10 protein-coding genes are annotated in these 13,090 nt (G+C 49.0%); all 10 read right to left on the reverse strand.

The genetic code is table 11. The annotated features are described in order from the left end of the window. Positions 1 to 91: 91 nt before the first annotated feature. The gene (locus KKH67_06315; GenBank protein MBU1318797.1) at positions 92 to 2,041 is read right to left on the reverse strand and encodes an SAM-dependent methyltransferase; all 1,950 of its coding nucleotides are present in this window, start codon (positions 2,039 to 2,041) and stop codon (positions 92 to 94) included. 155 nt (positions 2,042 to 2,196) lie between these two features. Then, positions 2,197 to 4,374 (reverse strand): UvrD-helicase domain-containing protein, encoded by a 2,178-nt coding sequence (locus KKH67_06320; GenBank protein ID MBU1318798.1) that lies wholly within the window; start codon positions 4,372 to 4,374, stop codon positions 2,197 to 2,199. Positions 4,375 to 4,519: 145 nt separating this feature from the next. Next, positions 4,520 to 5,293, reverse strand: coding sequence for a zf-HC2 domain-containing protein (locus tag KKH67_06325; protein ID MBU1318799.1), 774 nt, complete (start codon positions 5,291 to 5,293; stop codon positions 4,520 to 4,522). After that, complete coding sequence (locus KKH67_06330) at positions 5,290 to 5,823, reverse strand: sigma-70 family RNA polymerase sigma factor (GenBank protein ID MBU1318800.1); 534 nt, start codon at positions 5,821 to 5,823, stop codon at positions 5,290 to 5,292. The genes KKH67_06325 and KKH67_06330 overlap by 4 nt, the downstream gene beginning before the upstream one ends. Positions 5,824 to 5,990: 167 nt before the next feature. Further along, complete coding sequence (locus KKH67_06335; protein MBU1318801.1) at positions 5,991 to 6,545, reverse strand: hypothetical protein; 555 nt, start codon at positions 6,543 to 6,545, stop codon at positions 5,991 to 5,993. Between the two features lie 54 nt (positions 6,546 to 6,599). Continuing rightward, entirely contained in the window at positions 6,600 to 7,970 is a 1,371-nt protein-coding gene (locus KKH67_06340; protein MBU1318802.1) for a sigma-54 dependent transcriptional regulator, read from the reverse strand. A 9-nt stretch (positions 7,971 to 7,979) separates the two neighbouring features. Further along, positions 7,980 to 9,173: a HAMP domain-containing histidine kinase gene (locus KKH67_06345; GenBank protein MBU1318803.1), complete on the reverse strand. Its 1,194-nt coding sequence runs from the start codon at positions 9,171 to 9,173 to the stop codon at positions 7,980 to 7,982. Between the two features lie 152 nt (positions 9,174 to 9,325). Continuing rightward, positions 9,326 to 10,108, reverse strand: a complete 783-nt coding sequence (locus KKH67_06350) for an enoyl-CoA hydratase/isomerase family protein (GenBank protein ID MBU1318804.1) — start codon at positions 10,106 to 10,108, stop codon at positions 9,326 to 9,328. A gap of 268 nt (positions 10,109 to 10,376) precedes the next feature. Next, entirely contained in the window at positions 10,377 to 10,598 is a 222-nt protein-coding gene (locus KKH67_06355; GenBank protein ID MBU1318805.1) for a hypothetical protein, read from the reverse strand. 295 nt (positions 10,599 to 10,893) lie between these two features. Next, entirely contained in the window at positions 10,894 to 12,927 is a 2,034-nt protein-coding gene (locus KKH67_06360; GenBank protein MBU1318806.1) for a hypothetical protein, read from the reverse strand. Between the last annotated feature and the right edge of the window lie 163 nt (positions 12,928 to 13,090).

Raw genomic sequence — 13,090 nt, forward strand, 5'->3', positions numbered from 1 at the left:
ACTTACATTACTATTCCTCATGAGCGTGTCCTCCTGCTCGGATAAACCCGAGTTCTCTTGTTTACTATTAAGAGGATACGCTCATTCTATTCTATCCACAACTTTTGAATATATCTCTCGAATCCATGACGATAGGTCTCAGATGAAACTCACTTAGTAGGTTATGGAAGTTCTCAGGATTTACTTGCTCCGGCAGCACAAACCCGCACTTCAAGCCCAAAATTCCTTCGTCCTTCTCTCTAGTATTTGCGGATCGCTCGAACATATGGCGTCGGGCCTGGAATTCCTCCTTGTTTGTCAGGTAGAGATTTGCTGTTTCTACGGCGGGGCTAAACTTATCCTCCAACACGGGCAAATCGTCATGGTACTTGGTCTTGAAACGCTTGTCGCTATTGGCATATCCGTCATAGTCAAGGATGAAATGCCAGATCGGAAAGTCCTGTTTCTTTCCCACATCATCGGCCTGCTTCTTGCGAAGAAACAGAACATACGTCTTCTCTTTTGTGTAAGGCGCAAAGGCGAATTTGGTCAGAGAAACGGTCGCTATCACGTCTGTTGCTTCGAGCAGCTTTATTCTGAACCGCTCCCTTGTTGGCGCTTCAAGTGCACCATCATTCAGCACAATCGCGATCTCACCCCCGTACTTCGTGGACTCTATTACTCGTTCGACAAAGAGCATTTCCATTCTGCGCTCGTTGGTGAAAGCAAAGTCACTGATGTTTGCCTCGCCCTCGTACTTCCCCATGGGGGGGTTCGTCAGTACATAATCAAATGTATTCTCGGTCCAGCCATATTCGTCGTTCCATGAGATCAGAGAATCGTTCTCGTGAATGTGAATGTGTCCATCGCCAACCAAGAACATGTTTAATTTGGTTCGCGCGACGGACTTATCGACATTATCATATCCCCAGAAAGTCCTCTCTTTGAGATCATCAAGTACATGTCTGTTGAGCCGACCGTTTGTTGAATAGTTGATATGAAGAGCTTTATAGGCCTCCGTCAGAAAACCGCCAGCACCGCACGCCGGATCGCAGACTCGCATTTTCCGTGGCACACGCTCATTCCTCAGAAGGATTCTTGCTACCATGCCAGTGATATGTCTTCGAGTGTAGAATTCTCCGAACTCCTTCTTCTTGTCTTGGGAAGCGAATTCTTCATAGATTGCTCCAAAAAGATCAAATCTCGCACCGTGGAAGTGATACGGATCGAGCTCAGCATAAATCCGTTTGAAGTGATCACTCTTGAGCTTCCCGGGGAAATCACACAGATCAGCAAAATCCCTGTAGTGGTTACTCTTGTAGTCACTCTCCGGGTCCCAGAGATGAGAGCGCATGCTGTTGAACTCGGCCTTCAGATCACCTGCTTCCTGACCGGAGGCGATCGCTTTGTGGGCGGTCCACAGCTTGATCTCCGGCGGCAATGTTCTGTCCTCGGCTTCTTTTTCATCAATGTACTTCAACACGACAAAGCTGATGGTCGGATCAATTCGCTCGTCGCCTTTCCGCAACCCGGCTGATCGGTATATGTCCGCTAAGTTCTTTAGTGTTGCTCTGAAGCGCGATTCTGAAATGGGTCTCGTATCCAGACTTGCCTTATGCACGACGTACGAATTATCAGCACTTACCTGACTCTGGATTTTGTTTAGAATATTTGCGGGCACGGGCCGAATCAGAATACTGCCATCGAGAAGCACTTCTTCATCGTTGTGACAATTATAGTACCGATAGTCCGTTATGCAATTTGTGACGATATAGTAACTTAGTCCTTGGCGGGGTGCCTTCTCTTTGCCTTGGCGCATCGCGTCGCGCCAGTCGATGTCGCCAACGCTTGCATTGCGATGTTTTGCTTCGATGAGAGCTATTATCCCCTTTTCGAATCTCTTGTCACTCTGCGGAAATCGCGAGACCCACACATCGCCCCTTTTCAAACCACTTCGCTGCGTTGTGACGTCCACCTTCATGTTGGCTCTTGCTATTCCTGCTTTTTCCAATTCTGGGAGCAGAAACTGCACAACATCATTGGCCTCTTGTCGTTTGCCCATAAAGCGCGATCTCCGAATGCGGCTGGTCCACGAATAAAGTGAAACATACGGCTCCTGTCGCAAGCTGCAACAAAAATCTTCCCTTAGCCCAGCTATTTGTAAGTGCGGGGCTGTTGCGGCCGATTTGGCAGTCGACGCATCGGCGGCCCTTATGATTACCCCTTCACCTGCAGATTAGCGTACTTAGCGATAAGTTTCTTTCTGCCGCCGAGGCGGAACAGCACATCGACCTCTGTCGATTCGGACACACCATGACGCGCAATGATCTTGCCCTCACCCCACGTCGGATGCAGAACCCATCTGCCTACCTGCAGATCGCAATACTCGTCGTCGGTATCGAAAGTGTCATCTGGATCGAATCCCGCACTGAATCGCGGCAGTGGGCGGGGAGCATATCGCTCTTCGCGGTCGATCACATCTTCCGGCAGCTCCGATATGAATCTCGAAACAAGCGAGAGCATCTCCCCGAATCGCCTTCGAGATTTCGCATATGATATGAAGAGCCGCTTTTCGGCTCGCGTTATACCGACATAGAATAATCTCCGCTCCTCCTCGAGCTCCTGATCGCTTTCGAGCGATTTAGCCAGCGGAAACAGCCCCTCTTCGAGGCCACTTATGAATACCGCAGGAAACTCCAGCCCTTTCGCGGAGTGCAGAGTCATAAGAGTGACAGCATCTGTTGAGTTATCCCACCGGTCGATGTCGGTGTAGAGCGATACTTCTTCGAGAAACATATCGATCGTGGCATCGTCATTCTTCTGACAGAATTCATCGACGGCAGCCACCAGTTCATCGAGATTCTCCTTGCGCGAATCCGCTTCGATCGGGTCGCCGGTCTCGATTTCCTGAATGATGCCGCTTTTCTTGATCACTTTCTCGGTCAGTTCGACCGGCGAAAGCTCCGATCTGGCAAGGATCATGTCCTTTAGGATATCGGCGAACTGCCTCAGACCCGACCTGGCCTTCCCGCTCACGTATGTGTAGTCATCCTGACCAAGAATCATTGTGACAGGAGAGATACCTTTTTCGGCCGCAGCCTTCTCGACATTGACCTGGGCAATTTTTCCGACCCCGCGAACAGGGCAGTTTATTATTCTTCGGAGTGAGATGATATCGTCGGGGTTTGACATGATTTTCAGATAGGCCAGCACATCCTTGATCTCTTTGCGCTGATAGAATCGCAGTCCTCCGACAATCGTATAGGGGATAAACCGATTCTTCAATGTCTCCTCGAGTGCCCGGGATTGCGCATTTGTTCGATACAGGATTGCGATCCCCTTGCGTTCGAATTCACCGGATGTGATCAGCTTTTCGATATTGTCGGCAATGACATCGGCCTCGTCACGATCATTCTCCGTTACAAGCAGCTTGATTCGCTCCCCCGCGTCTCCCTCGGAAAACAGAGTCTTGCCCTTGCGCGAACGATTGTTTTGCACGATGGTCGATGCAGCCTTCAGGATTGTCTGAGTGGAACGATAGTTCTGCTCGAGCTTCACGATCTTGCAGCCCGGGAAGTCCTTCTCGAAATCGAGTATGTTTCTTATGTCCGCGCCGCGCCAGCCGTAGATCGATTGATCGTCGTCACCGACAACACAAATATTCTTGTGGCGCGCCGCAAGGTGCTTCACGAGCAGATACTGCACATGATTGGTGTCCTGATATTCATCCACCATGATGTACCTGTACTTGTTCTGAAGCGATTCCAGGATGTCGGGATTTTCGTTAAGCAATACTACGGCTTTGAAAAGCAGATCGTCGAAGTCGAGAGCAGATGCACGCTCGAGCCGTTCCTGATACAGGGCATATACCTTGGCCACGATCTGGTTGAAATACGCCTTGGCCGATTCTGCGTAGAGTGCCGGATCAATCAACTTGTCCTTCGCTGATGAAATGTACTCACGGATACCACGAGGCGAATGCGTCTTCTGAGATACAAGAAGATCATCCATACAGCGCTTTATCAAATTGAGGGAATCTTCCTGATCATAAATAGTGAAGTCCCGGGACATTCCCGCCTTTTGCCCGAACCGTCTCAGGATTCTCACGCAGAACGAATGAAACGTCGAGACCTGCATATCGCGAATCGCAGGGCCAACAAGAGCCTCCATTCTGCTCTTCATCTCGCCGGCGGCTTTGTTCGTAAACGTCACAGCGAGAATATTGAAAGGCGAGACGCCGCATGCCGAGGTGAGATAGGCCGCACGGTAGGTCAGCACGCGTGTCTTGCCTGAGCCGGCGCCGGCAAGAATCAGCAACGGTCCTTCCGATATGGTCACCGCCTCATACTGGCGCTCATTCAGATCTTCTCTGATTCTGTCGAGTAACTCCGTCATAGAGCCATCAATATAGAAGTTAATGAATGAGAGTCAAATCATCTGTGGTCCTCAATCAAGTGAATGAGTCGTATTGGCTGGAATTAGGACGAGAAAGAAACTGGACAACTATCGGCGCCGGAAATCGCCCACCGAGCAGGTTCGATTAGTAAGCGGACGCGAAATGCATGAGGTCTTCGACTTCGGTATCGGCAGCAGCGATGCACCAAAGTCCTTTACATTGCCACATTATTACATTTATGCCATCAAGCGACCCATAGTGATACTTGTTGTGTCCATTCTGCATCACTTCCAGCTTCGGACAGGGTTGGAAGGCGGAGTCGGGGATTATATAGACTGAAACGTTTGAGCCGAGATATTCATAGACAAGATGAACTGCTTCACTGTTGGAGCAACTGTCGGGAAATCCGCGAGTCGCAATCCTGTCTGACGACTCCCGGAAGAACTCCTCCGGAACTGTAACGAAGTCGTTGAGGGACTCCTCGATTTCGGACATCGTCTTCTTCACAGTGGGCCCTTCGGCGCTTACAACCTTCTGCAAGTGATTATCTACGATTGGACGTAGACTGGCATAGGCATCCGAACTGTTCAGATCCAGGATCGAAAACAAGGTCAGTCCAATTACCGCCAACGCAACCGCAGTTGCCAAGTACGGTCTAAAACGTGAAAAAAAACCGCTGGATTGCTCATTTCCGTCAATCTCAGCGATCCGCGCAAGGACTTTCGCTTTCAAAGGCTCGGAGTCGACCTCCGCATGTCCCTTCTCGGCTATAACCTTGTGCAGCATTTTCTCGAACTCATACTTGTCGAAACAATGCTCGCAAGTCGTCAGATGGGCTTCGATCTTCCTGACTGTGTCTTCTGTCAGTTCTTTGTCAAGATACTCGTAAAGATGTAGCAATGCTTCGCGGCAGTTCATTTGCTCCCTTCCGCCATGATTCCCCGCTGCACCGCATAGTCCCAGAGGCTTCTCTGGAGCAGCTTGCGCGCACGATGTAATCGAGATTTGACCGTTCCAAGTTGTATGTCAGTGATTTCGGCAATTTCTTCGTAAGAAAACCCCTCCAGAAATGCCAAAACGACGACCGACCGAAAATCTTCCGGCAACTCGTCGATTGCTTTCCTGACATCGCTGTCCATCAACTTCGAGAACAGGATTTCTTCAGGATCTGCCGATTTCCCTATCGAGCCTTCGAGCTGGTGGTAGAGGAAATTATCGTCAATCTCCTCATACGATACTCCGCTCGGTTTGCGACTCTTCTGGCGATAGTTGTTTATGAAAATATTCGTCATTATCTTGAATAACCAAGCCTTAATGTTGGATCCACGCTCGAACCGATCAAAGAAGCGGTATGCCTTTAGCAATGTTTCCTGAACTAAGTCCTCCGAGTCACCTTCGTTCTTGGTCATCCGCAACGCTGTGCGCAAGAGAGCATCAGTGTGCACCATAGCGATTTTCTCGAATTCCTTCTGCTGTGCGTCTTTAGACTTCGCCAAAGCCAATTTCAGTTTCGACTACGACGCAAGCCATAGTCAAAAACCGCCTCGTTTCAGGTTAGGTTCCCATTATTAGCTTTTAAAGATAACTTTTATGAGAAAGACAAACAAGTACTTTTTCACTCTCTGTTAAAGCGGCCAAACTTCTCCGCCACCACTGAAAACAGATAGTCAAAAAGTTGAGATGAGAAGATAGAGAACGCAAACGGCGCAGCCGACGCGAAGTTTAAAGTGCCGTATGGCACGCCCTTATCAATCAATGGGACTATTGCCATTGAACTTGTCTCTTCGAGAAGCAGAAGCTTCCGCTCGACAATGTTCCCGGCGATCTGTCTGGGAAAATCTTCCACGTAAATCTCGCCATTCTCCAGCACAGTGCGCATGAGGGATTTATCACCGGCAATACTGATTACCACGCCGGTTCGCGTCTCCCCCTGTTGATACACAAGAGGAACTCTCATATAGTTCTTTTCGGGCGAATAGACCGAATACGATGCTTTGTGGATCGCAAAGAACTTGTCGAGTCTTGATGTCAGATTGAGAAAGAGGTTTTTCTGACTCTCAACACTGTCCAATGTCCGCTCGAGACTCTGGTAAATGGACTTCTGAGAGTCAACATCAAAGCTAACTCTCGATGAAACCGTATTAACGGTGGTTTCAATTTGATCGGTCATAACTTCAAACTCGCAAATGTATGTTCATTTGCGTCCAATTTTGAGCAGAATTGATCATTCTGCCGAGCCCGACAACATGGCATCGGCTTCTTTTACTTTCTTCATTTTGCGCCACAGCGTTGTCCTGCCAATGCCGAGCTCTTTTGCGGTCTTGGTACAATTCCATCCGTTTTCTCTGAGACGCGACACAATATATTCCAGCTCTTTCTCTTCGAGTGAGATATTTCCGTCAGACAGTGACTTGATCTGCAATGTATGTGTCCCCTCAATTGAGGCTGATACCAGAATCAAGTTTTCGGTGCGAACCTGGTCCGAATTTGTCATCGCAACAGTTCGCCTGATCGCATTTTCCAATTCGCGGACTTCTCCTTCCCATGGATGCTGCAAGAGAGCTCGTGCCGCCTCAGGAGCAAACGTCATCATACGTTTACCGAATTCCCGTGTGTATTTCTTCGCGAAGTGCTCGGCAAGGATGAGGATGTCTTCACCTCGGTCTCGCAATCTCGGCAACTCGATCACAGCGCCGCTCAATGTGGCGTATAGATCTTTGCTGAATCTCCCCTCTTCAACCAGTCGAGCGAGTCTGTGCCGGGTGGCCGCAACCACTCGCACATCGATCTTCTTATCTTCGCTGGACCCGATCGGAGAAACTGTGCCGTTCGTAAGCAATTGGAGAAGCCTATCCTGCACCGATTTACTCAGATCGCCGACGTCATCAATAAGAAGGGTTCCTCGATCCACTAACTCTATCGTGCCGACGCTTGAACGGCCTTTTTCGCTTACGTAACCGACCAGTTGTCGCTCCAGATCATTCTCCGGAGTCATTCGAGTCGATATTTTCACGAACCTGCTTGCGCGCCTCAGAGAATTGCAGTGAATCGAATTTGCCATAAGCCCTTTGCCGGTACCGTATGCGCCATTGATCAATACAGGCGTATCCGTCGGTGCCACCTTGGCGATCTGATCAATCACCTTACGGATTGCTCTCGACTGCCCAACTATCGTGCCGAAGTTGTTTTTGTAGTCTACCATTTCCCGCAGGAACTTGACTTCAGAGACCAGCTTTCTCCTCTCCAACGCCTTCTCCAGAACAACCAACAACTCGTCATTCTTGAATGGCTTGGTCACATAATCGAACGCGCCAGCTCGCATCGCCTCAACAGCATTCTGTATCGATCCGTAAGCCGTCAACAGAATGACCTCGACCTCAGGGAAGTTGACCCTGATCTTTTGTAGCAGGTCCAGACCCGACATTTCTTCCATTCGCAGGTCGGTAATGACCGCGTCGAAGTTGTCACTGCCGAGAATCTCGATTGCCGCGCTGCCACTCGCTGCTTCGTTCACACTGTCACCATGGCGTTCCAGCAGGATAGCTAGCGCCTGGCGAACGGAACTGTCATCATCAACTACTAGTACTTTTCCCATGACACCTATCTATTTGGTTGAGATCTTCTTTTTCGAGCTAAGTGCAGGCAAAGTGATTGTCAGCACTGTTTCGGCATCAGATAGCTCGATCACAGTCTTCCCGCCGTGAGCACCCACAATCGTATGCACAGGAAGGAATTCCAGACCGGCACCACCATCCTTGGCGGTATTGAAGGGTAGCACAACCTTCCTTAGTATATCCGGCCCGGTTCCTTTGCCATCAAACTTGAATTCCAGAATCGCCAGGTTCCCTTTCTTCAGGCAACGCACACAGACCCTTTTACAGTTGTTCAACAATCTTGGCAAAACAGACAAAACGTGTCGAAATGCATGCTTAATTAACTCTGTATCTGCCTCTACCAATATTGACTCAGTATTATTCGGCAGTTCTATTTGGATATCACCATTAGCTCCCGTGGAGCAATCCCCCGCCACCTCAGCAACCAATTCCATCAGGTTCGACGGATCCTTCGCCAGCGCGGGATACCGATTCATCTTCACGAAATCCGTCAGCATGGAGTCGATTCGATCGGCGTTCAGCTCGATGATCCTCAGCAATTCGTCATTCTCGAAGACCTGATCAGCTTCTGCGTCGGACGTGACAAGCCCAACAGACGTCGTTATGGCGCTAAGAGGGCTTCTCATTTCATGAGCAAGTTCACGAGCGACTATTTCCAAACCGAGTTCAATACCAGAATTCTCGATTGCTTCCTGAACTAACGGCGTCACATCGGAAGATGGGGCGCTTTCGGGAAGTGAATATGGCGATGTGCAGCTGATATCTCTTAGAATCGTATTCCAGACATGCTCGGAACTCGATTTTGCTGCAAGGTTGATCCTCGCATCCCACGACAGTCCATCATTCGATATACCACCGAGTTCGAGTTGCACCAAAGAGTACAAAGAGTCAATACAATCTGAACCGGAGTGTATCACAGTGGCCGAATCGCCCACACCGAAATCAACACCATGCAGAGATTTGCCCTGCGTACCACTTTCGTCACCGGTGACGACACTGCATTCGAGAAGCTTGCAACGAGGTGCGCCCGAAAAGAGCTCTCTAAGCGAACGGTCAATCTCATCCGATCTTAACTCAGAGCAAAACCACCTCAGTGTCTCAAGTACATTTGATCGGAAATTGCGGCTCATCTCCGAGTTGACTCGTGTGTCAGTGGTATCCAGATTCTGCAAGATTTCTCTCATCCAACCCTTTCCCGAAGTTGCATAGCATTTGTTCAACTATGGAACCATTGTATGTATCGGAAACATACCCAGATGATTTAGCATATTAAGGCGGGAATCTGCGATAAGCTTATGGCAAAAGAAAAGCCGGCTGAGAGCCGGCTTTATACAGTCTATTTTCCGGTGAATTTTGGAGGTCGTTTCTCGAGGAAAGCCGTTGTACCCTCATTCTTGTCTTCGGTAGCGAATATCGATGTAAACTCGGAGATTTCGAGAGCACAGCCTGCAGGCAGCGAGCCCTCAAGCCCCTGACGCACACATCTCTTGGCTGCAGCAACCGTGATCGGCCCTTTGGAAGCAATCTTCTGCGCAAGCTTCTTTGCGGCATCCATCAACTCGGCAGCAGGAAAGACCTCGTCTACCAGATTGATCCTCAGAGCATCCTCGGCCTTCACCATATCGCCAGTCAGCAGAAGCTCGAGAGCCTTACCCCGTCCGACTATTCTCGGAAGTCTCTGTGTACCACCATATCCGGGAATGATTCCAAGACCAATTTCAGGTTGACCGAGCCTCGCCGAATCGGCGGCGTAACGAATATCGCATGCCATTGCGAGTTCACAACCGCCGCCAAGCGCAAAGCCATTGATGGCAGCAATCACCACTAAGTTCGAGTTTTCGATCCGGGCGAAAAGCCTGTGTCCCCGTTCGGCGATTATTCGACCGCCAAGCATATCGGCTTTCTGAAGCTCAACTATGTCTGCACCGGCAACAAATGCCTTCTCACCTTCACCGGTGATTATCACCACGCGGGTTGTGTCGTCATTCTCAAGATCAGTGAATGCCGTACCGAGCTCTGTAATCGTCTTGGCATCAAGCGCATTGAGAACCTTGGGACGATTGATTGTGATTGTCGCAAGAGCACCTTCGATCTCGATCTTTATGTTGTCGTACGCCATGAAAACTCCTTTCACGGATTTCAGCCCACGGGAATCATTCTATCCTGTCTTTTCGGTATTTCTATGCAACACCTTACCTATTCGCAGTCGAAACATGCGTTTCAATTCAGCACGCACTATAAACCAACGAGGGGGATTTGTCAAGGTCGAGGGAGGCTACTGGAAGAGATTGCTTCGGTCACTAATCAAAACGAGAATTGTGTGGTTAACAAGGAAAAACCGCAGACAGGGAAATTAGTTAGCCTGCCTGCGGTTGAAATTGCGTATCCTACGATGGCTGATCGTCGCAGCTACATCCTTCGCATGATGCACCCGGCTTGCCGACCGAGACCATATAACCGCTCTGCCCCGTAGGGTTTGTTATGAAATCGACACTGATCTCGCCAAGATTGCTCAGCTCTTTGTGAAGACGAGGATCGATATAGGCGGTTATACCATTGGAATCGAGCTTTTCGAGACCATCTTTAGACTCATCCAGAGTCATACCCAACTGGGGACCGCTTCAGCCAGCGCCGGCGAAATACAAGATCAGATACTTGTCCTTAGCTTGGTCGGATTGGAGCACTTTAGTCAATTCCGTGCTCGCGTTGTCAGTAACTACCAGCATTGATATCTACCTTTCTATAACAATAAATAGCCAATATGCTACATAACTCCTCTCAATATAAGAAAGTTAACAATTTTGTCCATAGATTGTTCACGGATCAATCACAATATCCTTGACCGACAATAGCAGACTCAGGAAGTCACACTGCAGGCATGGAGCATGTGTAACGCTATGATGCTCAGTGCGATACATCCGCCAAGTTGCTTTCCAAGTATGGGTTGGATGCCTCATCTCTTGGCTTCACCTTCCATCTAGGAGTGGGATTAATGGAAGCGATGCTGACGGGCAGTTCGCTTCCTCTCACCGCCTGATTGTCCGCCAGATATCTGCAGAGTATTTCTGCATTCTTCTCGAATCCGCTATACGCAACGAGGATATTTATGCGTGTCACAAGTTCCGGCGTCTCTTTCAGAGGCTGGAGATTCAAGAGGGTTGGCGATGACGTCAAGATCACTACAACATTGCTTAGATCGAAATCAGTCGAGCGATCAAGCTGCCGTAGCGAATAATTGAACAGCTCCCACTGGTTGGCATTGCTGATGATGAAGACCATTGCACTCGGCTTCAGAGACTCAGCAGAATGCGCAATTGTCATAGCCCTGCTTTTATATGCGACAGGTGCTGGATACTCCAACTCCATTCTCATTACCATGCTTGTTCGATCTCTGAAGACTTCATTGAGCTCTCTTGCGAAAGGCACGCTGTTGATACGCTCCTCTAGAAATTCAATGTAGTCCGGACCTGTTTCTATTCTCCTCAGTCCTTGGTAGTTGACGATATTTGCCGGGAAATAGACTACAATTGTGTCAGACTTGTCGAATCTGCTGAGTTCCGGAAACCCACCTATCGCAGGCACCATTCCGAAGCTCTTTCTGAAGAAGTCATCTGAGAGTTTTCGATGATGGCACTTCTCAACGATATTGTCGAAATAGTCACTCGTATATTCTCTCGTTGTTTTGTTCGATATCTTGTCTTTTAAGTGCAATATTCGGATTAATGACTGCTTGAAGCGATCTATGCGCTCTTTCCTTACACCTGCATCGGCAGAGAAAATGTGATCTCTCAGTAACTGGTAGACTCTACCGAATTCGGAAAGACGAAGTGCTTTGCGGTAGCTCCAATTAGGTTTATTCAGAACAGCGTCCGTTGAGTGGTTCGGGAATATATGCGCAACCATCAGAATGTCATGTCCTGCGTCAAAAGCTTTCACTGCCGCTTCAGCGACTCGGTCAGCGTAGACGTCTCCATTTGCAGAAGTGTCTCTTGCCGTGATGCATGGCAGACATAGATCGTCTGTCATTATGACGCCGGGAAAATTGAGAGGTTTCAGCCAGGTGTCATCGAAGACTTCGATTGAATCAGTGCGGAGCCCTCTGGAAATGAAATTTTCATCATAGGTGACAATGTCACTTGAAGAGAACGAGAGTGTGAAATGCGAACTCATGAGACATTCGATTCCGTGATCTACCAACTCGCGGAATGGGTCAATTGAGCTGATGATATTCTCTGGTGACAAGCTGCTTTTCGGTACACCGGGCGCTTCGATTCCTTCCTCAGTACTACCATGACCCGGATAGTGTTTCGCCACGGATATTATCCCCGCGTCCCTCTGACCTTCGAAATAGGCACGCGCCATCGGTGCAACCAAGTCTTGGTGCCCTCCGAAACTCCGGTCTCGAATCAGGTCATTGCGTCCATTGGTATTCACATCAGCTACAGGCGCAAGATTCATGTTGAAATTGAGCATACACAGCTCTTCGCCGGTGATCCTGCCGGCAGTATATGCGTCGTCTTCATCTCGCAGAGATCCAAGAGCCATGTTTGACGGGAGTTCCGTCATCAACCCGTTGCATAGTTGTGATGCATTTCCCCCCTCCTGATCGACCGCAACGAACAACGGTAACTTTGAAGCACGATGTGACCAATCCTGCAGCTTCCTAATGTGCTCCATCAGTTCCTGTCTCTTGATGTCGACCGGGACGGCGTCGTAATAGTAGTATGGAAAATTCCTGCGGAAGAGGATGACTCCTCCTACTCCGAAGTCGTCAATTAGAGAATGGACTACACAATCCTCAAATGACTTGTCCCATTCAACTTCAAACCCAACCAGAAAGAGTTGCCCCAAATACTCCTGAAGTTCCTCGTCCGACATATCATCGACATCGAGAAGAGGTCTCTCCAACTCCAGGAATGATGTGTATAACGAAATCACAGAGTCCTTGGCGAGGCTGATGTGAGATATATTCAAAAGTTGTGGATAGAATAGAATGAGCGTATCCTCTTAATAGTAAACAAGAGAACTCGGGTTTATCCGAGCAGGAGGACACGCTCATGAGGAATAGTAATGTAAGTAATTTGGAAAGTCGAGTGGAAAA

This window comes from Candidatus Zixiibacteriota bacterium (assembly GCA_018820315.1).
Lineage (GTDB): Bacteria > Zixibacteria > MSB-5A5 > JAABVY01 > JAHJOQ01 > JAHJOQ01.

Excerpts from the sequence above, each read along its gene's own strand:
- KKH67_06320 (MBU1318798.1), bottom strand. The coding sequence starts at position 4,374 with ATGACGGAGTTACTCGACAGAATCAGAGAAGATCTGAATGAGCGCCAG.
- KKH67_06315 (MBU1318797.1), bottom strand. The coding sequence starts at position 2,041 with ATGGGCAAACGACAAGAGGCCAATGATGTTGTGCAGTTTCTGCTCCCA.
- KKH67_06350 (MBU1318804.1), bottom strand. The coding sequence starts at position 10,108 with ATGGCGTACGACAACATAAAGATCGAGATCGAAGGTGCTCTTGCGACA.
- KKH67_06340 (MBU1318802.1), bottom strand. The coding sequence starts at position 7,970 with ATGGGAAAAGTACTAGTAGTTGATGATGACAGTTCCGTTCGCCAGGCG.
- KKH67_06330 (MBU1318800.1), bottom strand. The coding sequence starts at position 5,823 with ATGGTGCACACTGATGCTCTCTTGCGCACAGCGTTGCGGATGACCAAG.
- KKH67_06335 (MBU1318801.1), bottom strand. The coding sequence starts at position 6,545 with ATGACCGATCAAATTGAAACCACCGTTAATACGGTTTCATCGAGAGTT.
- KKH67_06345 (MBU1318803.1), bottom strand. The coding sequence starts at position 9,173 with ATGAGAGAAATCTTGCAGAATCTGGATACCACTGACACACGAGTCAAC.
- KKH67_06325 (MBU1318799.1), bottom strand. The coding sequence starts at position 5,293 with ATGAACTGCCGCGAAGCATTGCTACATCTTTACGAGTATCTTGACAAA.